This window comes from Rhodoferax lacus (assembly GCF_003415675.1).
Classification (GTDB): Bacteria; Pseudomonadota; Gammaproteobacteria; order Burkholderiales; family Burkholderiaceae_C; genus Allorhodoferax; species Allorhodoferax lacus.
This window is the reverse complement of record NZ_QFZK01000003.1, coordinates 269,877-293,370: the sequence shown is the minus strand read 5'-3', so window position 1 is coordinate 293,370 and position 23,494 is coordinate 269,877. Positions and strand designations below refer to the sequence as shown.

Genomic DNA, 23,494 nt, shown 5'->3' with positions numbered 1-23,494 from the left:
TCCCGCACGAGGAACCCCAGCATGAACACCCAACCCTTGCGATTTTTTCGACGCGGCAAGCCCGTCACCCTGAGCGTGGAAACCAACCGCACCCTGCTGGACTTGCTGCGCGAGGACCTGCACTGCACCGGCACCAAGGAGGGCTGCGGCGAAGGCGACTGCGGTGCCTGCACCGTGGTGGTGGGCCAGGAGGTGCGCGGTCAGCTGGAGCTGCGCGCCATCAATAGCTGCATACGCCTGGCGCACTCGATTGACGGTATGGCGCTGTGGACGGTGGAAGACCTGGCTGGAGCGGACGTCAACCTCAAGCCGGTGGACACCCCACAGCCCGCCTGCCAGAACACCCTGCATCCGGTGCAACAGGCCATGGTGCAGTGCCACGGCTCGCAGTGCGGCTTTTGCACGCCGGGCTTTGTGATGAGCCTGTTTGCCCAGTATGAACAGCACGGGGCCCAAGGCCTGTCGCGCCAGCAGGCGCAGGCCGCGCTGTCGGGCAACCTGTGCCGCTGCACCGGCTACCGCCCCATATTGGATGCGGCCCAGGCGATGCAGGAACTGCCCCAAGTAAAGTTGGACGAGGCAGCGGTGCTCAGGGGCTTGCGCCAGCTGGCCAAACCCGCCAAGGCACAGACAAGCAAGACCACGCCCGCGCCAGCGGATGCCACTGACATCAGTTACCTCAGCCCCAGCACCCTGCAGGACCTGCTGACCCTGCGCGCTCGCTACCCCGAGGCCCAGCTGGTAGCCGGTTGCACCGATGTGGGCCTGTGGGTCACCAAGATGCACATGCAATTCCCCCGCATCCTGGACACCACGCAGGTCAAAGAGCTGCGACGCATCGAGCGCTACAAGCACCATATCGCCATAGGCGCGGCCGTCACCCTCACCGACGCCTTTGCCGCGCTGGTGGCCGACCGGCCGCAACTGGCCAGCTTTGCCCACCGCTTTGCCGGAATGCCGGTGCGCAACTCCGGAACCCTGGGCGGCAATGTGGCCAATGGCTCGCCGATTGGCGACTCCATGCCGCTCCTGATTGCCCTGGGCGCCAACGTGGTGCTGATGAGCACACGGGGCCACCGCGAGCTGCGCCTGGAAGAGCTCTACACCGGTTACCGCAAGAACGTGATGGCCCGGGACGAAGTGCTGGCCTGGATCAAGATTCCCAAGGCGGTGCCACAAGAGTTCTCGCGCGTCTACAAAATTTCCAAGCGGTTTGAAGACGATATTTCTGCGGTGTGCCTGGCCGTGAACCTGCGGCTTGAAAAGGGCGTGGTGCGCCATGCGTCCATCGGGGTGGGCGGAGTGGCTGCCACACCGGTGCGTGCCCGCCAGACCGAGGCCGCACTGCTGGGCCAAGCCTGGAGCCAGACCTTGGTGACTGAGGCCATGCAGCGGCTGCGCCAGGAGTTCAGCCCCATCAGTGATATGCGGGCATCGGCTGCCTATCGCTCCGAGGTGCTGGGCAACCTGCTGCAGCGCTTCTGGCTGGAGAGCCAGGGGGCATCCGACACCTCGCTGCAGACCCTGGTGCTGGAAGGAGCCGCAGCATGAGCAAAAAGCCCGCATCCCCTGCCCTGCCCGTCACGCCTGTAACGCCTGCCGCAGGCAGCTCGCTGGCCCACGAAAGTGCCGCCGCCCAGGTAGCCGGTGCCGTGCACTACATCGACGACCTGCCCGAGGTGCGTGGCACCCTGCACGCCGCACCCATCCTGTCCACCCAGGCCCATGGCAAGCTGCGCGCAGTGGACGCCAGTGCCGCATTGGCCATGCCCGGCGTGGTGGCTGTGATCCTGGCGCGCGACATTCCGGGCGACCCCATGCTGGCCGCCTTTGCCGGCGACGAGCCGGTGTTTGCCATGGACACGGTGCAGTTCATAGGCCAGGTGATTGGCGTGGTGATTGCCAAAACCACCATGCAGGCGCGCCACGCGGCACGCAAGGTCAAACTGGACATTGAGCCCTTGCCCGCCATCCTGAGCGTGAAGGACGCGCTGGCCGCCCAGAGCTATGTGCTCCCTCCTGTGCACGTGCGCCGGGGCGATGCGCAAGCAGCCCTGAAGACCGCCACGCACACCCTCAGCGGCACGCTGGAGGTGGGTGGCCAGGAGCACTTTTACCTGGAGGGCCAGATTGCCTACGTCATCCCCATGGAGCAGAACCAGTGGACGGTGTACAGCAGCACCCAGCACCCCGGCGAGGTGCAGCACTGGGTGGCGCATGCGCTGGGCATCGACAACCACGCCGTGCGCGTGGAGTGCCGCCGCATGGGCGGAGGCTTTGGCGGCAAGGAAACGCAGGCCGGGCATCTGGCGGTGTGGGCGGCGGTGGCCGCAGCCAAGCTGGGCCAGGCCGTGAAACTCAGGCTGGACCGCGATGACGACTTCATGGTCACCGGCAAGCGCCACCCCTTTGCCTACGAATACACCGCGGGCTTTGATGCCAGCGGACGCCTGACCGCCCTGCAACTGATGATGGCGGCCAACTGCGGCTTCAGCGCCGACCTGTCCGGCCCGGTGGCCGACCGCGCCATCTTCCACAGCGACAACGCCTACTACCTCGAAGCCGTGGAGATCGCCTCCTACCGCTGCAAGACCAACACGCAAAGCCATACCGCCTTTCGCGGCTTTGGCGGCCCGCAGGGCGTGATCCTGATCGAGGCCATCATGGGCGACATCGCCCGTCATCTCAACATGGACCCGCTGGATGTGCGCCTGTGCAACCTCTACAGCGATGAGCCGCTGGCAGATGGCAGCGGCAAGCGCGACACCACGCACTACCAGATGCGGGTGGAAGACAACATCCTGCAGCCCCTCATCACCACGCTGGAGCAGAGCAGCAACTACCGGGCACGCCGCGCCGAGATTGCGGCGTGGAACGAGAAGAGCAGCGTCATCAAGCGCGGCGTGGCGCTCACGCCCGTCAAATTCGGCATCAGCTTTACCGCCACGCTCTTCAACCAGGCCGGTGCGCTGGTGCATGTGTATACCGATGGCAGCGTGCAGGTGAACCACGGCGGCACCGAGATGGGCCAGGGCCTGCACACCAAGGTGGCGCAGATCGTGGCCGATGAGCTGGGCATCCCCTTCCACAAGGTGCTTGCCACGGCCAGCGACACCAGCAAGGTGGCCAATGCCTCGGCCACTGCCGCCTCTGCGGGAACCGACCTGAATGGCCGCGCCGCCCAGTTTGCCGCCCGCCATGTGCGTGACAACCTGGCCGCCTTTGTCTGCGGCCTGGATGGCTGCGGCGCAGGCGCCATCCGCTTTGCCGGTGGCCAGGTGCATTCGCCCACCACCACACGCAGTTTTGATGACGTGGTGAAAATGGCCTATGCCAACCGCATCCAGCTCTGGAGCGACGGCTTTTACCGCACGCCCAAGATCCACTACGACAAGCACACCCTGAGTGGCCGCCCCTTCTACTACTTTGCCTATGGCGCAGCCTGCAGCGAGGTGGCCATCGACACCCTCACCGGCGAGAGCCGCGTGCTCAAGGTGGACATCCTGCACGACGTGGGTCGCAGCATCAACCCGGCCATCGACATCGGCCAGATCGAGGGCGGCTTTGTGCAGGGCATGGGCTGGCTCACCACGGAGCAGCTGGTGTGGAACGACAAAGGCTATCTCAGCACCCACGCCCCGAGCACCTACAAGATTCCCACCGCCGGCGATGTGCCAGAGCACCTCAAGGTGGCGCTCTGGCACGAGGCCAACCGCGAAGACAACGTGTTTGGCAGCAAGGCCGTGGGCGAGCCGCCCTTCATGCTGGGCATCAGCGTGTTTGAAGCGCTGCGCGATGCGGTGGCGCAGGCGCGCGGGGGGCTAGCCCCGGTGCAGCTGGTGGCCCCCGCTACTGCGGAGAACGTACTCAAAGCCCTGAAAAGCTAAGTCTTTTTGCGTGCCGCTGCCGGGTGCTTGCATAAGCCGGCAATTTGCCTATAGTCGCCTCATTCGTACATTTATATAAATGACTTTCAGGGCGCGTCCATATGGCAGAAGGCACAGATTCGGGTTCAACGCATGTCGACAATACGGTCTGGAAGATTCTGGTTGTCGATGACGAACCTGCCATACACCAGGTCACCAAGCTGGCCCTGCGCAACCTCACGGTGCTGGGCCGCCCCAGCCAGCTGATCAACGCCCTCTCCGCCAAAGACGCCCGCGAACAGCTGGCCAAACACCCCGACATTGCCGTGATCCTGCTGGACGTGGTGATGGAGACCGAGGACGCCGGGCTGGAATTCATCAAACACATCCGCGAGCGGGCAGGCAACGCACTGGTGCGCATCATCCTGCGCACCGGCCAGCCCGGACAGGCGCCCGAGCGCCAGGTCATGGTGGACTACGACATCAACGACTACAAGGAAAAAACCGAGCTCACCGCCAGCAAGCTGTTCACCACGGTGATGTCCAGCATTCGCACTTTCAGCCACTTGCAAACCATGCAGGGCTGCCACCGCGCCGTCGAAGTGCTGGGCCACCTCAACACCACCCTGTTTGCCGCCCGCAACAGCACCGAACTGGCCCATGCTTTGCTGGCCCAGTTGGTCCAGCTGGAACTGTTCAACGCAGTGGCGGCCTGGTCGGATGTGGAGGCTGAGGCGCCGGCATGCGCCCAGGGCACACCGGGCAGCCCGGATGAGCAACGTACGGTATTGCATTGGGCATTGGCTGCACCGGGCACGTTGATGGTCCAGGACAGCCTGTATGCCGCCGCGCTGCGGCTTGCCGACGGCACGCCGCTGGCCGTCTGCATGGCCGCAGACCAGGCCTTGCCACCGGCTTCCTGCGAGCTCCTGGAAATGTGGCTGCAAAGCGCACGCGCAGCCTTGGCCCACTGGACAGCAACACCCTGAAGGCATGAACCGCCATGAGTGACACCACTACCCCGCCCGACCTGCGCCTGCGGCGTCTGGTGCATGAGCTCAACACACCGGTTGGTGTGTGCGCCATGGCGGCCTCCATGCTGCCCGCACTCACCGACTGCATTCTGGGTGAGCTCGACGATGCCACGCAGCAACGCATTGGCCCCCAAGTCGACGAATGGCGGGAGACCGTGGCCCTGGTGCAATCGGGCCTGCAGCTCTGCGTGCAGGTGCTGGGCAACAGCACGCGCGCATCGGCCGCAGGCGGCACGGAATTGCTGCCGCTTATCGATCTGCACGCCACGCTGCAACAGGCGGTGACCATCAATCTGGCCCGCCGCCCCGAGCTGCAGGTGAGCTGCCATATGCACCTGTCGGCCCCGCTGCTGGTGCATGGGGACAGCGGCAACTGGCAACAGGTGGTGGGCAATCTGGTGGCCAACTCCCTGGCGCATGGCTTTGACGGGCGCAGCCAGGGGACGATACAGATTGCCGCAACCCGTTTGCCCGGCAACCGCCTGCTGCTGCACTACTACGACGACGGCGTGGGCCTGAGCACAGAGGCCCATGCACGCCTGTTTGAAGACGGCTTCAGCACCCGCATCGGTCTGGGTGGGCACGGCCTGGGCATGGGCATCGTGCAGGACCTGGTTCACAACAAGATGGGCGGTCGCCTGGAGGTCCACAAGCCCGCAAAGGGAGTCCACATCAGCATCGAGGCACCGTGCTGATTTTTTCTGATGTATCAACCCAAGGAGAGAGCACATGCAACGTTATGTTTTGACCAGCTATGAGCAGTCGCGTGGTGGAACCCGTGAGGTGTACGACGAATTCCTGCGCCTGAGCGGCGCGGCCGAACCGCCCATCTGGATGACCAGCCTGGGCCACAACCCGACCCTTATTCGGGCCTATTGGGAAAAGACCCGCGGCTGCCTGCTCGAAGGGGAGCTGCCCCATGTGCTCAAGGAAATGGTGGTTTTCGTGGTCTCGCGGGTCAACGGTGCCGAATACTGCAGCGCCTGTCATGCACATTCGGCCCTGCAACTCGACCCCACACTGACCTACCACGACCTGGTGTCCATCCTGGACCCCAAGAGCACCGTGCCCCTGCCGGCCTCGCACCGCATGGCCTTGCAGTTTGCCGACAAGATGGCACGCGACGCCAACGCCGTGGGAGATGAGGAGTTTGAGAAACTGCTCAAGGCCGGCTTTACCGAAAGCGAGATCAAGGAACTGCTGGGCGTGATTGACCTGGCCATGATGTTCAACTGCTACACCAGCGGCATGCGCCTGCCGCTCGATCCGCAGTACAAGGCCCTGCTGGAGTCATGACCCAGGGCGACTGCTTCACACCGATTGCGCAAGAGGCATCCGGCGCCGCGCCGGGCGAGCGCCTGCTGGATGCGCACCGTGCCGTGCGCTACGACGGGCTGCTGCAATTGATTGATGAAGTACAGCGCCGACGCTCGATTGAAGACGTTGCCCGCATCGTTGCCGCACGCTGGAAGCACTGCTCCAGCGTCAACAACTGGCGCTTGTTGTGCGTGTATGCGGGGCACTGTGCGCTGGTGGTGGCCCAGGGCAACCAGGCCAGCGTGAGCGAGCTGGAGCTGGCGCAACTGGAGGCCTTCGATGCGGCCATGTGGGACAAACGCATTCCACACCACTGGAGCGCTGATGCACTGGCCGCCGAGCGCACCGGCCTGCCTGCGGAACTGGCTGACCCACAGGGCGTGGCCTTGAGCATTCTGCCGGTGCAGCAGGGCACGGCCACCATTGGCATCCTGAGTGTGCTGTCGTGTGAGAAGGCCTTTGACAACCTGGACCGCAAGTTCAACGCCCTGGTGGCCGGTGCCATGGCCGCGCGCATCCTGGCAATCCTCACCGAGCAAAGCCTGACGGCCGAGCTGATGCGCGCCCAGCGGCAAATTCTGGAGCAGCGCCAGGCCGGCATCATGGGCCGCCTGGTCAATGGCGTGGCCCACGAGATCAACACCCCGCTGGGGGTGCAGATTGCCTCCTGTGACGCGCTGGCTTCCATGGTGGCCGACACTGACTCAGTGGAGGAGTATGCGCAGGACATCCAGGACACCATCCGACTGATTGACCAGCAGGCCCGCCGCGCCGCCCGCATCGTCAAACGCCTGAAGCAGATATCGGCAGCGGCAGTCGCCGGCCCCAAGGTCAGCACACCCTTGCTGGAGGAGCTCAGCCTGATAGCCGAGTCGCATCCGGACCTGGACATACAGACCCAATGCCCGGCGCATTTGTCGCTGACCCTGGACCGCACGGCACTGGGCACGGTGCTGGGCGAATTGCTGGACAACGCGCGCGCGCACGGCGGCTGCGCCGGCGGTGCTGCGCCCATCCTGATATCGGCCGAAGAAGGGGAGGCGCAGATTGCCATCCGGGTCACGGACCACGGCGCTGGCTTCAGCCCGGAGCAGGCAGAACACTTCTTTGATCCCTTCTTCACCAGCAAGCTCAACCAGGGGCATATTGGCATTGGTGGCTACATTGCGCAGAATGTGGCAAGGGATGCGCTGGCTGCATCGCTGGAACTGCAGACGGCCCCGGGCCAGACAACGGTGGCGCTTCATTTCTCCAAAGCCTGACGCTTTTCAACAGCCCTTTCCATGAATTCCAATGCCGATTACCGTGGACTGCTGGAACTCTCGCCCGATGGCGTGATCGTAGTGCGTGGCGACTGCAGCATCCTGGCTGTCAACAGCAATCTGGAACACATCTTTGGCTACAGCGCCGCCGACCTGGTGGGCGTGCCGCTGGAGATCCTGCTGCCCGCAGCCTGCAATGCCGTGCGCGATGTGCTGGATGGAGACACTGACAGCCACCCCGCCACGCAGCATGTGCCGCTGGAGTACTGGGTGCAAAACGCCGATGGCAACACCCTGGCCGTGGATGTCACCCTGGCCGGTGTCAACGCCCACGACACGCCCGAGCCACTGGTTTGCCTGTCGGTGCGCGACGCCACCCGGCGCAAAAAGACCGAACAGGCGCTTGAAGAGGCCCGCATCAAAAGCGAGCGCTTTCAAAGCGATTTGCTGCACCTCTCCAACACCTTGCCGTTGGCCATCTTCCAGTGGGAAAGCGATGACGCTGGGGCCATCAAATACACCTTCGTGAGTGAACGCGTGCTGGAAGTGCTGGGCGTTGCTGCAGAGTGGATCATGGCCGAGCCACCATTGTTTTTTTCCAACCTGGTCGAGGAGGATGCGCAGATCCTGGCCGGCCGCATGGCAGATGTCAGGACGCAGGTGCAGGCGGGCGCGAAGCAGGCCTCCTTCTCGCTGGCCCTGCGCGCGCGCGTGCGGGGCGCGCAGCACTGGTTGCGTATCTCCACGGTATATGGAGGGCGCCGGGTGGACGGGCGCAGCATCTGGAACGGCTATCTGGAAGACATCACCCGTCGCAAGAAGACCGAAGAAGACAAGGAGCTGGCCACCTTCCAGTTCAAGACCCTGTGGGAGAAATCTCCCCACACCTATCTGTTCCTGGGGCCGCAGGGGGTGCTGTCGTGCAACGCGTCCGCGCTGAACCTGTTTGGCATCCAGCACCCGGACGATCTGCTGGACCACTCACTGGCAGACCCGCGCTTCTCACCGGCACTGCAGCCCGGCGGACAACCCAGCGCCCCGCTGTTCGCCCGCATTCTGGAATACGCCACAGCCCTGTCGCGCGATGGCGCCGAGGCCGCCAGTGCACCGGAGGGTCTGGCGCTGCGCCAGGTACGCGGCTCCGTCAAGTTCGAATGGCTGTTACTGCGCCAGGCCAGCACGGCGTTTCTGGCCGACATCGTGGTCACACCCATGCAGATTGACTCGCATGACGGCTACCTGCTGATTTGCCAGGACATCAGCCTGCAGCGCCAGGCACAGGTCGAACTGCTCAACGCCAAGCTGGCCGCCGAAGACACGGCCCGCACCAAGGCCGACTTCCTGGCCAATATGAGCCACGAAATCCGCACCCCCATGAATGCCATTGTGGGACTCTCGCATCTGGTGCTGCAGACCGAGCTGAACCGCACGCAGCGTGACTTCCTGGGCAAGATCCAGGACTCGGGGCAACACCTGCTGGGCATCATCAATGACATCCTGGATTTTTCCAAGATGGAGGCCGGCAAGCTCACCGTGGAGCAACGCGATTTCGAGCTGACCCAGGTGCTGGACAACCTCACCAACCTCATCGGTGAGAAGGCCCGCAGCAAAGAACTCGAACTCGTCTTCGACGTAGACCCCTGCGTGCCCGATGCGCTGCACGGCGACGCCCTGCGGCTGGGCCAGATCCTCATCAACTACGCCAACAACGCGATCAAGTTCACGCACCACGGCGAGATCTGCGTGGCCGTGCTGCCCCTGCCAAGCCAGGGCGAGCAGGTCAACCTGCGCTTTGAGGTGCGCGATACCGGCATTGGCCTGAGCACCGAACAAATGGAGCGCCTGTTCCAGAGCTTTCAGCAGGCCGACACCTCCACCACCCGCAAATATGGCGGCACCGGGCTGGGCCTGGCCATCTGCAAGAGCCTGGCCGAGCTGATGCATGGCACGGTGGGCGTGGAGTCGGTGCTGGGCAAAGGCTCCACCTTCTGGTTCACCACCCAGCTCGAAAAAGCCAAGAAGAAAATTACACACAGCCCGGTAGCGCAGGAAGTTGCACGCAACGCAGGCAGTCCTGCGCAGCGACTTGCCGGCATCCACGGCGCACGGATACTGCTGGTGGAGGATAACGACCTCAACCAGTTGGTGGCCAGCGAGCTGATGACGGGCGCCGGTCTGGAAGTCGATGTGGCAGACAACGGCCGCATCGCCGTGGAGCGCATCCTGCGCTCACCCACGCATTGGGACCTGGTGCTAATGGACATGCAGATGCCGGTCCTGGACGGGGTGTCCGCCACGCGGGAAGTTCGCGAGGCGCTGGGTGTGAATCTGCCCGTGATCGTGGCCATGACGGCCAATGCCATGCCCCAGCACCGCCAAGCGTGCCTTGAAGCGGGCATGCAGGACTTCATTACCAAGCCGATCGACCCCCACCAACTTTGGGACACCCTGCTGCGCTGGATTGCACCCCGCAAAGGCGGTGTCCCCGCCACCGCGACTCTGGACTCCACCCTGTCCCCAGGGTCCACCAGCACCCTGGCCTTACCGCAGGGCATTGCCGGTCTGGACGTCGAACAGGGGCTGCGGCGGGTTCTGGGCAAGGAGGCGGTCTACACAAAAATGCTGCGCAAATTCATGGGTGGCCAGCACGATGCGGTGGCGCAGATCAAGTGGGCACTGGCCTCCGGAGATTGGGAGGACGCTGAACGTCTGGCGCACACCCTCAAGGGCGTTGCCGGCAATCTGGGCGCCACAGTGGTTCAGTCAGATGCGGCGGCACTGGAAGCGGCGCTGCAAAAGCGGGCGACGCTCGAGGACATAGAAGCCCTGATGAGTGCAACCGAGCTTTCCCTATCGGAACTCATGGCTGCGCTGCAGGCCCAGGTGCCAGAGCCTGCGCGAGTGGATGCATCGGATGCAGAAGTCAGCCGCCTTGGGAGCGTGGTTGAAGAGCTCAGGTCCCTGCTTGAAAATGACGATGCAGCCGCAGTGGACGTGTTTGGCGATAACACAGCCTTGTTGAAGTTTGCTTACCCTTCCAGTTTTGCTGCATTGGAAGCGGCACTGGCGGAATACGATTTCCCCAAGGCGCTGGAGTACCTGTAGGGCCTGCTAGACGCCTGCCAGAGAGCGCAAGCCGCCCGGGTCCACCAAATTGACAATGCGGCCCGAACCGCTGATGAGGCTGCGCTCGCGCAGGTGCCGCAAGACGCGCGAAAGGGTTTCTGGTGCGATGCCCAGTTGCGCGGCAATCAGGCGCTTGCGCAACTGCAGCTTGACCGAACACACACCCTTGTCACTGGACTCGGCGTGGCGCAGCAGCCATTCGGCACAGCGCGCCTCCGCGTCCTTGGACAGGCGGCTGACGGCAAGCTCCATCTGCTGCCGATGGGCGCGCGCCATGTCGGTCAGTACGGCCAACGCCGCTGCAGACCCGCCCGACAAGGCCAGGCGAAATGCTTCCAAGGGCACACTACGCAACACCACCGAAGTCTCAGCCACCGCATCCACGGCGCTGGGCAGGTTCAGCACAGCAGCATTGGCCTCAAGCCACGCAGGCCCTTCGACCATGCCCAACTGGTGGTCCATCACGGGAGTGGCATGCCCATCCGCATCGGCAAGGGTTGACTCGGCTGCCACTACACCCAAGGCCACGCGGCCAGACTCTATAAACAAGGCTCCCCCAGCCGGCACAGAGCGACGCAACAGAACGGCACCCGGTGGCACCGACTGGGTCGGGTAATCGGCGATGAATGCATATTGACTGGCGGGCATGGGCGCACTGTGCCGCTTTGGTCTGCCTTCCACTTTGAGGAAGATCAAACATAGCCGTGAAAGCAATCCGGGCTCTGGGGGCGACCCTGGTGGCGCTATCATGGCCCTGCACAGCCCGGTACGCACGGCAACGCGGCGCTCGCCTCTGAAAACATGCAGTTTCTCAGCGGGATTCGGCCACGGTTTTTTCGTCAACCTAACGATTGAAGGCGAAGCCATGGCCACACTCCTGATTCATAACGCCCACACCATTGCCACCCAGGACAACGCGCGCAGCGAGCTGCGAGACGCCTCCATCTATATCCGCGACAACACCATCGCCTACATCGGCAGCAGCGAGGACCTGCCAGCGCAGGCCCTGCAAGCCGACCAGGTGATCGATGCACGCCAGCACCTGGTCACGCCCGGTCTGGTGAACACCCACCACCACATGTACCAAAGCCTCACAAGGGCCATCCCCTCGGTGCAGAACGCCGAGCTGTTTGGCTGGCTGCGCGGGCTGTATCCGATCTGGTCCGGGCTGACGCCCGACATGGTGCATGTGTCCACCCAGGTGGCCATGGCCGAGCTGCTGCTCTCGGGCTGCACCACCAGCAGCGACCACCTCTACATCTACCCCAATGGTGTGCGTCTGGACGACAGCATTGAAGCAGCACGTCAGATCGGCATGCGCTTTGTGGCCACACGCGGCAGCATGAGCGTGGGCCAGAGCCAGGGTGGTCTGCCGCCTGACCGCGTGGTGGAGAACGAGGCCTTCATCCTGAAGGACACGCAGCGCGTGATCGAGGCTTTTCATGACGCCTCCTTTGGTGCCATGACCCAGGTGGCCGTGGCGCCCTGCTCGCCCTTCAGTGTCAGCCGCGACCTGATGCGCCTGTCGGCCGAGCTGGCGCGCACACACCAGGTGCGGCTGCACACCCATCTGGCCGAGAACGACCACGACCTGGCCTACTCGCGCGAGAAGTTTGGCTGCACCCCCACGCAATACGCGCAGGACCTGGGCTGGCTGGGCCCGGACGTGTGGCACGCCCACTGCGTGAAGCTTGACGCAGAGGGCATCAGCCTGTTTGCCGCCACGCGGACCGGCGTGGCGCACTGCCCGTGCAGCAATATGCGCCTGTCCAGTGGCATAGCACCCATACGCCGCATGCTGGACGCCGGTGTGGCCGTGGGCCTGGGGGTGGATGGCAGCGCCAGCAACGATGCCGCCCACATGGTCAATGAGGCACGCCAGGCGCTGCTACTGGCGCGCGTGGGCCGCGCCATGCAGGCACCTGAGGAACGCACCTTGCCCTCTGGCGAGCGCAAGACTTTTTTTGGTTGTGACCTGGGGCCGGCCGAAATGACCGCGCGGGATGCGCTGCACCTCGCCACCCGCGGTGGCGCACAGGTGCTGGGCCGCACGGACATCGGCCACCTGGCCATTGGCATGTGCGCAGACCTGGTGCTTTTTGATCTGAATACCCTGTCCTTTGCCGGTGGTGCGGTGCATGACCCGGTGGGTGCCCTGCTGCTGTGCGGCAGCCCGCACACCGATTACGCCATCGTCAATGGTCGGGTGGTGGTGCAGCAGGGCGAGTTGGTCACACTGGAGTTGGGCCCGCTGCTGGAGCGGCACAACAGCTTGGCCTGGCAGCTGGCGCAAAGCGCATAGGGCTTGCCAGGCTTTGCGAACACGCAGTGCACCTTGTGCAAGCGTGTCACTGCGCAGTGGGAACTTCACCCGACCAAAGCCAGGGCCAAAGCCTCAGGCTGCAGCAAATAAAACTACGATTTTGGTCAGATTAAAAAGAGCAATTCGGCGCCCCTTTTTTATATATTTAATTGCCATAGATCAATTCAGCATCCCTTGAAATAGCTGCCTCTTTATCAACCAATCCAATCAAATTTATTAAATATTTATAAGGGAAAACGCTTTAAATTTCTTATTGACTTTTTGTAACAAGGTTTCCAAAATGTGCACTATGTCATACATCAGAACAATGGAAGTCGACAAAGCCGCAACGGTAAAGCAATTGGCAAATGCCAATTCGGCAAGACCATTGCCTTATAGCGGTGATGACGAACAAGGACGCAGTTGGCTGGGCCATATCAAGGGCGCAAGGCTCTTGGATATTCAACTGCTAACACCATCCACCATGCGGCAGCTCATGGCGGTTTCCGGCAGAACCGAGCTCAGCGTGGTCAGCCACTTCTACCATCTCCGAGACAAGCACGGCCTCGAAATCAAGGAAATCGATGGCCTCTACCGCTTGCGGGTTTCCGAGTGTGTACCGCTCAACGACTATGTCTACAGAATGATTCGCGTAGGAGTCACGGGCCTATAGGTATTCCGGCCATTTCCTTATGCACGCTGCAAAGCCATGAAAGCCATGAAACCCCAACGTATGCTCACGCTGTTCAGCAAAAATGTCCTCCGGCTCAGGCAGGAGGCGGGAATGACACAGGAAGCACTGGCCAAGCGTTGCACCAAATACAAAAGACAAATTCCCAAAATAGAAAATGGCACGGCCGAGGTCAATTTGTCCATGATTTTTACGCTGGCCCAAGCCCTGGAGGTAGACCCCGCCACGCTGCTCAAGGAATCACCCGTATCCGGATACCATAACCGCTGATCTGCGGCGGCAAATGCTGCCACCGCAACCGGTGCCACATCAATCCACGTGCGCACCCGACTCAAACCACTGCTTGATCACCGCGCGTTCAGCGTCACTGATACCGGTGGCATTGTTCATGGGCATGATGCGGGTCACCACGGCTTGCTGGTACAGCATCTGCGCATGGCTGGCTACAGCCTCAGCCGAATCCAGCCGCACGTTCTTCATCTGCACCGCAGGTCCGTGGCACATGTAGCAGCGCTGGGCCAGAATGGGCTGCAGGGTCTTGTAGCTGATAGGGCCGCCCACTGCGCCCACCGCCGTGGTGGTGGCAGGAGCCACGGCAGCATTCGCGGCATCGGTCGGCTTCAGCCAGACCAGCACCCCCACAATCGCCACCACACCGGCGGCGGCATAGGGCCAGGGGTGCGCATTGCGCCCCAGCTTGAAACCATGGCGCATGACAAAAAACTGGCGAATGGCAGCACCGGCGAACATCATCAACACCAGCACCAGCCAGTTTTGCGGATGGGTGTAGGTAAAGCTGTAGTGGTTGCTCAGCATGGCAAACAGCACCGGCAGGGTGAAGTAGGTGTTGTGCACACTGCGCTGCTTGCCGCGCTTGCCGTGTATGGGGTCTACCGGCTGCCCGGCCGTGATGCTCGCCACCATGGCGCGCTGCCCCGGGATGATCCAGAAGAACACATTGGCACTCATGCTGGTGGCGAGCATGGCGCCCATCAACAAAAAGGCCGCGCGGCCCGCAAACCAGTGGCAGGCCAGCCAGGCCGCAAAACAGACCAGCACCAGCACCAGGGCGCCCACAATGGCATCGCCGTTCTTGCGCTGCGCAAAGGCGCGGCAAATACCGTCATAGGCCAGCCAGAACACTGCCAAAAAGCCCAGCGCCGCGCCTACTGCAGCCATGGGTGACCAGTCCATGACCGATTTGTCTATCAGGTAGGTGCCCGCACTCCACAGGTAAGACACGGTGAACAGGGAAAACCCGGTAAGCCAGGTGCTGTAGCTCTCCCAGTAAAACCAGTGCAGGTGGTCCGGCAGTTTGGGCGGGGAGAGTGCGAACTTGACCGGATGGTAGAAGCCGCCGCCATGCACGGCCCAGAGCTCACCGCTCACACCCTGGCGCTTGAGGTCTTCATCCACCGGTGGCGTGAGGCTGCTGTCCAGGAAGACAAAGTAGAAGGAGGACCCCACCCAGGCGATGGCCGTGATCACATGGACCCAGCGCAGCAGCAGATTGGCCCAGTCAAGTAAGTAGCTTTCCATTGCGTCGGATCTCCTGCCAAAAATTGTATACAGTTTTACAGACTATGCCTGTTTCTGCAAGAGCAAGAGTTGGGCCGCCACGGCGATGGCAATCGCTTCGGGCCGCTTGTCGGCAATGCCGGACACACCAATCGGACAGGTCACGTGGTCCATTTCCGGTTCCGTAAAACCGCGCGCCCTGAGCCGCGAGCGAAACGTCGCCCATTTGGTCTTGCTGCCTATCAGGCCCACGTAGGGCAGATCGCCATGCAAGCGCTGGCGCTTGAGGCAGGCCATCACAATGTCCAGGTCTTCTGCGTGGCTGAAGCTCATGATCAGTACCCGGCTGCCGCTGGCCAGGTCAGGCACTGCGGCCTGTACCGGGTCACTGTGTTCGCAATGCACCGTGTCGGCCACGTCTTGCGGGAACACTTCATCACGGCTGTCAATCCAGTGGATGGGCATGGCCAGCGTGGACAGCACCTGCACCAGGGCGTGGCCCACATGGCCACCGCCAAACAGTGCCACGCCGGGCTGCACCGGGGTCAGGCGGGTGCGCAAGTAGGCTGCATCTGTGGCCGTGACATACTCAAATTGCAGCTGCACTTCTCCGCCACAGCACTGCCCCAGACTGGGGCCCAGGCGGAACAGTGCTTGCTGCACGCCGGTGCGGTCCGCAAGCGGCTCCTGTGCCGCTTGCACTAACATCGCCTGGGCATGCTGAATCGCATCCCACTCCAATCGGCCACCGCCTATGGTGCCAAGCACCCCTTTGGAGAAGACCGCCATCCAGGCGCCTACCTCACGCGGCACCGAGCCGCGTGCTGACTGCACACTGATTAACACTGTGTGTGTTTCAGTGAGCAGACGGGACAAAAATAGCGACAGCGTATTCACAAACGGATACCTTTTACGACAGCGGCAAGAACAAAAACGAACAAAATCCAAGCACAGTATGCCAACGCCAATATCAAGGAGAACACCGTGACGAATCCCAGCAGCCCCGTGCGCAATCTTGCCAGTCTTGCAATGCGCCCTTCGCGTTTGCGCGCATGGATGGCAGCCGGCACCGCGGTATTGATCGCTGCCTGTGCCACGGCACCGGAACCCGTCGCCAAATTGCCGCCACCGCCGCCGCCCGCACCAGCGCCGGCCCCCGTGGTGCAGGCTCCACAGCCGCTGCCCTTTTTGGGCAAGGTGTCCAACGCCCCCACGCCCAGGGACTACCGGCGCGACGCGGCCTCCCACCTGTACGGCAAGAATGTGGGCCGCATTTACGCGGGCAAAATGCCACCCCTGCTGTACGCCGTGGGCGTGCTGCAGGTGGACATCGACGGCCGTGGGAATGTGACGGATATTCGCTGGATGCGTGCGCCCACCCAGGCGCCAGAAGTGATGGCCGATATTGAGCGCTCGGTGCGCAGTGCAGCACCCTTCCCGGCCCCGGTGAAGATGGGCCGCGTGACCTACACCGACACCTGGCTGTGGCACAAGAGCGGCCGCTTCCAACTGGATACGCTGACCGAAGGCCAAATGTAGGGTATTGCCCCCACGGTTGCCCACTGCGTGTGGCGCCCTGCCCCCTCAGGGGGCGCGTTCCGCCTTGGGGCTGCCCGGCGGCGGAACGGTTGCCCCCACGGTTGCCCACTGCGTGTGGGTCGCTGCCCCCCCGAGGGGGCCGCGTCTCGCCTTGGGGCTGCCCGGCGGCGAGACATTGCCCCCACGCTTCTCGCTTCGCGTAGTGCGCGGCCCCAAGCCGTCTTCTACGAACCGCGGTAGGTGGAATAGCTCCAGGGGCTCACCAACAGTGGCACGTGGTAGTGCTGGTCCACATGGGCCACGCCGAAGTCCAGGCTGACCTGGTTCAAAAAATTGGGCTCGGGCAGCGCCACGCCGCGGGCCTTGAAATAACCGGCCACATCAAACACCAGGCGGTAGGTGCCGGCCTTCAGGCTGGCGTTGTCATACAGCAGGCCGTCCGGGTTACGGCCGTCGCTGTTGAGGGTGAACTGCTTCACCAGCGTGGCCTCCTGGCCCTGTGTGGTGTAGAGCGCCACCTGCATGCCAGCCGCTGGTGTGCCGTGCATGGTGTCCAACACATGTGTACTCAGGCCCATGGATAACTCCTGCTTTTTGCGTCGTTAAAGTGTGCCGCAAAGTGTATACACTTTTCATGCCAACCGCTATCATTGCCGCATGGACTCCACCGCCACCAGCTTCATTGTCGAGTCGCTCACGCGGGCGATTGTGGAGCACCGCCTGCAGCCCGGCGCCAAGCTGGTGGAGCAAAAGCTGGCCGACCAGTACGGTGTGTCGCGCACGCTGGTGCGCCAAGCCCTGTACCGGCTCTCGCAAAACCGGCTGATCAAGATAGAGCCCGCGCGCGGCGCCTTTGTAGCTGCGCCTTCGGCCGCAGAGGCCAAGCAAGTGTTCGAGGTGCGCCGCATGCTGGAGTCGGGCATGGTGCGCGCCTTTGTGGCCCAGGCCAAGGCAGCGGACATCAAGTCCCTGCAGACCCACATCGCCCAGGAAAAGCTGGCCGTACAGGGTGACGATGTGCCGGGCCGCACCGAGTTGCTGGGCGACTTCCATGTACGCATGGCACAACTCCTGCATAACGATGTGCTGGCCCAGATGCTGACCGACCTGATTTCCCGCAGTGCCCTGATCACCCTGATGTACCAGACCTCCAGCGCCGCAGCGCACTCGCACGAAGAGCATGAAGCCATCGTCAAAGCCATCAAGGCCCGCGACGCGGAGGCTGCCGTGGCACTGCTGGATGCACACCTGTGCAATGTCGAGCAGGCCCTGAATTTCAAACAGCACAACGCCCTGAACCCTTAAGCCCCAACCCCAGGCCCACACCATGAAGCATTACGACAGCACCCTGCCCTATCCGCGTGACCTGGTCGGCTACGGCCCCAAGCCGCCGCACGCGCAGTGGCCGGGGCAGGCCCGCGTAGCGGTACAGTTTGTGCTGAACTACGAAGAGGGCGGCGAGAACAGCGTGCTGCATGGCGATGCAGGCTCCGAGCAGTTTCTGTCGGAGATGTTCAACCCGGCCAGCTACCCCGAGCGCCACATCAGCATGGAGGGCATTTACGAATACGGCTCGCGCGTTGGGGTTTGGCGCATCCTGCGCGAGTTTGAAAACCGCGGCCTGCCGCTCACCGTGTTTGGCGTGGGCATGGCGCTGGAACGCCACCCCGAGCTGTGCGCCGCCTTGGGCGAACTGGGCCACGAGATTGCCTGCCACGGCTGGCGCTGGATCCACTACCAGAACCTGAGCGAAGAAGTGGAGCGCGAGCACATGCAGCGCGGCATGGACATCCTCACCCGCCTCACCGGCAACCGCCCGCTGGGCTGGTACACCGGGCGCGACAGCCCCAACACGCGCCGCCTGGTGGCCGACTATGGTGGCTTTGAATACGACAGTGACTACTACGGCGAAGACCTGCCCTTCTGGATGCAGGTACAAAAAACCGACGGCACCACAGTGCCCCAGCTCATCGTGCCCTACACCCTGGACTGCAACGACATGCGCTTTGCCCTGCCCCAGGGTTACTCGCATGCCGACCCGTTCTTCCAGTACCTCAAAGACACCTTCGACACCCTGTATGCCGAAGGCGACCCGAACGGCCTGAACCAGCCCGCCATGATGAGCATCGGCATGCACTGCCGCCTGCTGGGCCGGCCCGGGCGCATCACCGCGCTGCAGCGTTTTCTGGACCACATCCAGAACCATGACAAGGTCTGGGTCTGCAAGCGGCTGGACATCGCGCGCCACTGGAAAGCCACCCACCCCTTTGCCGCGTAAAGCGCACCAAAGCCACCCGCCATGATCACCCTGGACCAACTCAATACCGCCACGCTGGACGAAGCCTGCGCGCTGCTCGACGGCCTGTACGAACACTCGCCCTGGATTGCCCGTGCCGCCCTGCAGCAGCGCCCCTTTGCAACGCTTGCGCAACTCAAGGCGGCCCTGGCGCGGGTGGTGAGCGATGCGAGCAAGGACGCACAACTCGCCCTCCTGCGTGCCCACCCCGAACTGGCAGGCAAGGCCATGGTGGACAAGAGCCTCACGGCCGAGTCCACCAACGAGCAGAACACCGCGGGCCTGACCCGCTGCACCCCGGCCGAGTTTGAAAAAATCCAGGCCCTCAACGCCGCCTACAACGCACGCTTCGGCTTTCCCTTCATCGTGGCCGTGCGCGGGCCGCGCGGCACGGGCCTGCAAAAGGCGCAGATCATCGCCACGCTGGAGCGCCGCCTGCAAGGCCACCCGGACTACGAGCTACAGGAGTGTTTGCGCAATGTGCACCGCATTGCCGAGATTCGTCTGACTGACAAATTTGGCGCCACGGTTGAACGCGGCAACCAGGTCTGGGACTGGCAGGAAAGCCTGGCGCAATTCAGCGACCCCGGCTTCGCCGAACAAGGCCAGCTCACCGTCACCTACCTGACCGACGCACACCGCGCTTGTGCTGCGCGCATACGCCAGGACATGCTGGACGCTGGTTGCGACACGGCAGCCATCGACGCAGTGGGCAACGTGGTGGGCATTTACAAAGGCACGGGCGCATCGGCCAAGGCCCTGATGACCGGCAGCCACTATGACACCGTGCGCAACGGCGGCAAGTACGACGGACGGTTGGGCATTTATGTGCCGCTGGCCTGTGTGCAGCAGCTCAAAAAGGCGGGCCAACGCCTGCCCTTTGATCTGGAAATCATCGGCTTTGCCGAGGAAGAAGGCCAGCGCTACCGCGCCACTTTTTTGGGCTCGGGTGCGCTCATTGGCGACTTCAAGCCCGAGTGGCTGGACCAGGTGGATGCAGACGGCATCTCCATGCGCGCGGCCATGCACAGCGCCGGGCTGAACATCGCCGATATCCCCGCCCTGCAACGCCGCGCTGACGACTACCTGGGCTTTGTGGAGGTGCACATCGAGCAGGGCCCGGTGCTCAATGAAATGAATCTGCCGCTGGGCATCGTCACCTCCATCAACGCCAGCGTCCGCTACACCGGCGAGATGCTGGGCACCTCCTGCCATGCGGGCACCACCCCCATGAGCATGCGCCGCGACGCCGCCACCGGTGTGGCCGAACTGCTGCTGTATGTGGAGCAACGCGCAGCCGCCGATGGCGATTCGGTGGGCACGGTGGGCATGCTGCAGGTGCCCAATGGCTCCATCAATGTGGTGCCGGGGCGCTGTACCTTTTCATTGGACCTGCGCGCACCGACCGACACCCAGCGCGACGCTTTGGCGCGTGATGTGTTGAAGAAGGCTGCCACGGTGGCCGAGGCGCGTGGCCTGCACTGCACGCTGACCGAGACCATGCGTGCCAGTGCTGCGCCCAGTGCGCCGGTCTGGCAGCAACGGTGGGAATCAGCCGTGTCATCCCTTGGGCTGCCGCTGTTTCGCATGCCCAGCGGGGCGGGACATGACGCCATGAAATTGCATGAGCTGCTGCCGCAGGCCATGCTGTTTGTGCGGGGGGAGAACGCGGGCATCAGCCACAACCCCCTGGAGTCGACTACCAGTGATGACATGCAGCTGGCGGTTGAGGCGTTTGACCACTTGCTTCTGCAACTGGCTGCTGAGCTTTCCTGAACTGGGTTGGCTATGGCTTATTTTGGTTTTGGTTTTTGGGGGGAGGTTGCTGCCTGCGGGGCTTTTGTATTCCCCCCCTTACCCCCCCGCCCCTTTCACCCCCGCCGGGGTGAAAGGGGAGCTAAATCGGACAGCCGATTTGGTTGCGTCGCTTCGGCTGCGGCCTTACAGGCGCAGCGTTCAATTTCCATTCACTTGTTTAAAGTTTCACTTGCCGCTTTTGCGTTTCCGGCGCTCGGAACTTCGGGCGTGAGCCCTCGGCCAGCAAGGACGGTGGCGGCCTCACTGCATTATTTCCGTAGCCGGTGCGACGCAACCAAATCGGCTGTCCGCATTGGCTCCCCTTTCGCCCCGGCGGGGGCGAAAGGGGCGGGGGGGGGATAGGGGGGGCCTACAAAAGCCCCGCAGGGAAGAACCTCAGCCCAACGCAATTCCACACCAGCACATAAACAAACACCACAACACAAACCACCATGAACCACTACGAACAACTGGACAACTGGATCGACGCCCACTTTGACGAGCAGGTGAAGTTCCTGCAGCAGCTCATCCAGATCCCCACCGACACCCCTCCCGGCAACAACACGCCGCATGCCGAGCGCGCAGCCGATCTGCTCGACGCCATGGGCCTGGCCACTGAGCGCCACGTTGTGCCCGCTGAGCTGGTGAAAGCCGCTGGCCTGCAGACCATCACCAACCTCATCACCCGCCGCCGCTACGGCCCCGGAAAAACCATCGCCCTCAATGCCCACGGCGATGTGGTGCCTCCGGGTGAAGGCTGGGTGCATGCACCTTACGGTGGCGAGATCGACAACGGCAAGATTTACGGCCGCGCCGCAGCAGTCAGTAAATGCGATTTTTCAACGTATGCCTTTGCGGTGCGCGCCTTGGAGTCACTGGGCATTCCGCTGAACGGCGCGGTGGAACTGCTGTTCACCTACGACGAAGAATTTGGCGGCGAGGTCGGCCCAGCCTGGCTGCTGCAAAACAAGCTCACCAAGCCGGACCTGATGATTGCCGCGGGCTTCTCCTACCAGGTCATCACCGCGCACAACGGCTGCCTGCAAATGGAAGTCACGGTGCACGGCAAGATGGCCCATGCCGCCATTCCCAGCAGTGGCATCGACGCGCTGCAGGGTGCCACCAAAATCCTCACGGCCCTGTATGCACAGAACACGCTGTACCAGAGCATTACCTCGCAGGTGGAAGGCATCACGCACCCCTACCTCAACGTGGGCATGATTGAAGGCGGCACCAACACCAATGTGGTGCCCGGGCGCGTCACGCTCAAGCTCGACCGGCGCATGATCCCGGAAGAAAACCCCACCGAGGTGGAAGCCAACATCAGCCAGGTGATTGCCGATGCTGCCGCGCTCACACCCGGTATCACGGTGGACGTGAAACGCATTTTGCTGGCCAATGCCTTGAAGCCCCTGCCCGGCAACAAACCGCTGGTGGATGCGCTGCAAAAGCATGGCAGTGCGGTGTTTGGCGAGTCCATCCCCGCGCTGGGTACGCCGCTGTATACCGACGTGCGCATCTTCTGCGAGGCCGGCATTCCCGGTGTGATTTACGGCGCGGGTCCACGCACGGTGCTCGAATCGAATGCCAAGCGCGCCGATGAAAACCTGGACCTGAACGACCTGCGCCGTGCTACCAAGGTCATTGCACGGTCTCTGCTGGACTTGCTTACAACAGCCTGAAGGCATATGAACAACTCACCCTAGGTGGCCTGTTATTTGCTGGTTGGCACAAGTGCATGTGCACGCTACCAAATAAAGGATTTGTCATGAGCTTTGTGAGTTGGAAACACGCCTCGGTATTGCTGGCCATTGCAGGCTGCAGCGCAACAGCACAGGCTGCAGACTGGAGCGACACCTCCATAGGCTACCGCTACGGCACAGACTTTGCCGAGCCCAGGAACGCGAACAAGATCAGCAAAGACATTCTGAACCTGACCCACGCCAGCGGCTACAAATACGGCAGCAATTTCTTCAATGTCGACATGCTGCTCTCGGATGACAAAGACCCTGCCGGTGATGGCTCCGGCAATGGCGCGCAGGAAATCTATGTGGTGTACCGCCATACCCTGGACCTGGGCAAAGTGACGGGTTCCCCGATCAAGTTTGGCCCGGTCAAGGGTGTGGGCGTGGTCGCAGGCTTTGACTTCAATACCAAGACCGATGCTGGCTACAACTCCAAAAAGCGCATGCTGGTTGCCGGCCCGAGCCTGATGCTGGATGTGCCCGGCTTCCTGAACGTCGCCCTGTTGGCACTGTGGGAGAGCAATGCACCCTACAACACCGCTACCAAGGTCTCCACGCCGCGTTATGCCTACGAAGCACATCCCATGCTGAGCGTGACCTGGGGTATTCCGGTCATGTCAGGCGCAGTCCCCCTGTCCTTCGAGGGCTATGCCAACTTCATTGCCTCCAAGGGCAAGAGCGAGTTCAACGGCGACACCGCAGGCGAGACGAATATTGACATGATGGCCATGTTTGACGTCAGCGGCCTGATGGGCGCCAAGCCGAAGACCTTCCGGGCCGGTCTGGAATACCAGTACTGGGAAAACAAGTTCGGTAACAACAACGCCAACCCCTTCTACAAAGGCGGCGCCACGGCGAACACGACCATGGCGCGGGTGGAATACCACTTCTGATGGTTGCACCTCCATGGACCGCACGCGACACCCCCCTGCTGTCAGCGGGTAGCGTGTGTGGTCCTGCCGTGCACAGGCCCTGTCCCACTTTTGCCTTAGACTGAATCA

The 23,494-nt window shown here is 62.8% G+C and carries 20 protein-coding genes; 16 read left to right on the top strand and 4 right to left on the bottom strand.

Features of this window, described 5'->3' with window-relative positions; all coding sequences use genetic code 11:
• Window positions 1-21: 21 nt before the first annotated feature.
• The 7 genes from xdhA to DIC66_RS07455 all read left to right on the top strand — a co-directional run bounded on the left by xdhA (window position 22) and on the right by DIC66_RS07455 (window position 10,584).
• Window positions 22-1,551, top strand: coding sequence for a xanthine dehydrogenase small subunit (gene xdhA / locus DIC66_RS07485; RefSeq protein WP_117175625.1), 1,530 nt, complete (start codon window positions 22-24; stop codon window positions 1,549-1,551).
• Window positions 1,548-3,887: a xanthine dehydrogenase molybdopterin binding subunit gene (gene xdhB, locus DIC66_RS07480; RefSeq protein ID WP_117175624.1), complete on the top strand. Its 2,340-nt coding sequence runs from the start codon at window positions 1,548-1,550 to the stop codon at window positions 3,885-3,887. Before xdhA ends, xdhB begins: the two co-directional genes overlap by 4 nt.
• Window positions 3,888-3,988: 101 nt before the next feature.
• On the top strand, window positions 3,989-4,855 hold the full coding sequence (locus DIC66_RS07475) for a response regulator (protein WP_117175621.1): 867 nt from the start codon (window positions 3,989-3,991) through the stop codon (window positions 4,853-4,855).
• A 14-nt stretch (window positions 4,856-4,869) separates the two neighbouring features.
• On the top strand, window positions 4,870-5,595 hold the full coding sequence (locus DIC66_RS07470) for an ATP-binding protein (protein WP_117175617.1): 726 nt from the start codon (window positions 4,870-4,872) through the stop codon (window positions 5,593-5,595).
• A 34-nt stretch (window positions 5,596-5,629) separates the two neighbouring features.
• Window positions 5,630-6,196, top strand: coding sequence for a carboxymuconolactone decarboxylase family protein (locus DIC66_RS07465; RefSeq protein WP_117175614.1), 567 nt, complete (start codon window positions 5,630-5,632; stop codon window positions 6,194-6,196).
• Window positions 6,193-7,479, top strand: coding sequence for a sensor histidine kinase (locus DIC66_RS07460; RefSeq protein ID WP_117175611.1), 1,287 nt, complete (start codon window positions 6,193-6,195; stop codon window positions 7,477-7,479). The genes DIC66_RS07465 and DIC66_RS07460 overlap by 4 nt, the downstream gene beginning before the upstream one ends.
• 21 nt (window positions 7,480-7,500) lie before the next feature.
• Window positions 7,501-10,584 (top strand): ATP-binding protein, encoded by a 3,084-nt coding sequence (locus tag DIC66_RS07455; protein ID WP_117175608.1) that lies wholly within the window; start codon window positions 7,501-7,503, stop codon window positions 10,582-10,584.
• Between the two features lie 6 nt (window positions 10,585-10,590).
• Here DIC66_RS07455 and DIC66_RS07450 read toward each other — a convergent pair whose 3' ends face one another.
• Window positions 10,591-11,253, bottom strand: coding sequence for a Crp/Fnr family transcriptional regulator (locus DIC66_RS07450; RefSeq protein WP_117175907.1), 663 nt, complete (start codon window positions 11,251-11,253; stop codon window positions 10,591-10,593).
• A 217-nt stretch (window positions 11,254-11,470) separates the two neighbouring features.
• Here DIC66_RS07450 and DIC66_RS07445 point away from each other — a divergent pair, with 217 nt between their 5' ends.
• From DIC66_RS07445 to DIC66_RS07435, 3 genes are all read left to right on the top strand, one after another.
• Window positions 11,471-12,907 carry an 8-oxoguanine deaminase gene (locus DIC66_RS07445; RefSeq protein WP_117175606.1) on the top strand — a complete coding sequence of 479 codons (1,437 nt, stop codon included), beginning with the start codon at window positions 11,471-11,473 and terminating at the stop codon, window positions 12,905-12,907.
• A 328-nt stretch (window positions 12,908-13,235) separates the two neighbouring features.
• Window positions 13,236-13,580, top strand: a complete 345-nt coding sequence (locus tag DIC66_RS07440) for a hypothetical protein (protein ID WP_117175604.1) — start codon at window positions 13,236-13,238, stop codon at window positions 13,578-13,580.
• 36 nt (window positions 13,581-13,616) lie between these two features.
• Window positions 13,617-13,868: a helix-turn-helix domain-containing protein gene (locus DIC66_RS07435; protein ID WP_117175602.1), complete on the top strand. Its 252-nt coding sequence runs from the start codon at window positions 13,617-13,619 to the stop codon at window positions 13,866-13,868.
• A gap of 39 nt (window positions 13,869-13,907) precedes the next feature.
• On the opposite strand, the gene DIC66_RS07430 is transcribed toward DIC66_RS07435, so the two are convergent.
• Together DIC66_RS07430 and xdhC are read right to left on the bottom strand one after the other, a co-directional pair.
• The gene (locus DIC66_RS07430; protein ID WP_117175600.1) at window positions 13,908-15,137 is read right to left on the bottom strand and encodes a urate hydroxylase PuuD; all 1,230 of its coding nucleotides are present in this window, start codon (window positions 15,135-15,137) and stop codon (window positions 13,908-13,910) included.
• 42 nt (window positions 15,138-15,179) lie between these two features.
• Entirely contained in the window at window positions 15,180-15,962 is a 783-nt protein-coding gene (gene xdhC / locus DIC66_RS07425; protein ID WP_233505822.1) for a xanthine dehydrogenase accessory protein XdhC, read from the bottom strand.
• A 183-nt stretch (window positions 15,963-16,145) separates the two neighbouring features.
• Here xdhC and DIC66_RS07420 point away from each other — a divergent pair, with 183 nt between their 5' ends.
• Window positions 16,146-16,655, top strand: a complete 510-nt coding sequence (locus DIC66_RS07420; protein WP_117175598.1) for a hypothetical protein — start codon at window positions 16,146-16,148, stop codon at window positions 16,653-16,655.
• A gap of 224 nt (window positions 16,656-16,879) precedes the next feature.
• On the opposite strand, the gene uraH is transcribed toward DIC66_RS07420, so the two are convergent.
• Complete coding sequence (uraH, locus tag DIC66_RS07415) at window positions 16,880-17,233, bottom strand: hydroxyisourate hydrolase (RefSeq protein WP_117175596.1); 354 nt, start codon at window positions 17,231-17,233, stop codon at window positions 16,880-16,882.
• Between the two features lie 79 nt (window positions 17,234-17,312).
• On the opposite strand from uraH, the gene DIC66_RS07410 reads away from it, so the two are divergent.
• The 5 genes from DIC66_RS07410 (at window position 17,313) to DIC66_RS07390 (ending at window position 23,386) form a co-directional block, all read left to right on the top strand.
• Window positions 17,313-17,960 carry a GntR family transcriptional regulator gene (locus DIC66_RS07410; RefSeq protein WP_117175594.1) on the top strand — a complete coding sequence of 216 codons (648 nt, stop codon included), beginning with the start codon at window positions 17,313-17,315 and terminating at the stop codon, window positions 17,958-17,960.
• Window positions 17,961-17,982: 22 nt separating this feature from the next.
• Window positions 17,983-18,933, top strand: a complete 951-nt coding sequence (gene puuE, locus DIC66_RS07405; RefSeq protein ID WP_117175591.1) for an allantoinase PuuE — start codon at window positions 17,983-17,985, stop codon at window positions 18,931-18,933.
• A 21-nt stretch (window positions 18,934-18,954) separates the two neighbouring features.
• Window positions 18,955-20,727: a 2-oxo-4-hydroxy-4-carboxy-5-ureidoimidazoline decarboxylase gene (gene uraD / locus DIC66_RS07400; RefSeq protein ID WP_117175589.1), complete on the top strand. Its 1,773-nt coding sequence runs from the start codon at window positions 18,955-18,957 to the stop codon at window positions 20,725-20,727.
• A 473-nt stretch (window positions 20,728-21,200) separates the two neighbouring features.
• Window positions 21,201-22,430 (top strand): M20 family metallopeptidase, encoded by a 1,230-nt coding sequence (locus tag DIC66_RS07395; RefSeq protein ID WP_117175586.1) that lies wholly within the window; start codon window positions 21,201-21,203, stop codon window positions 22,428-22,430.
• Window positions 22,431-22,516: 86 nt separating this feature from the next.
• Window positions 22,517-23,386, top strand: a complete 870-nt coding sequence (locus DIC66_RS07390) for an outer envelope protein (RefSeq protein ID WP_117175584.1) — start codon at window positions 22,517-22,519, stop codon at window positions 23,384-23,386.
• Window positions 23,387-23,494: the final 108 nt, after the last annotated feature.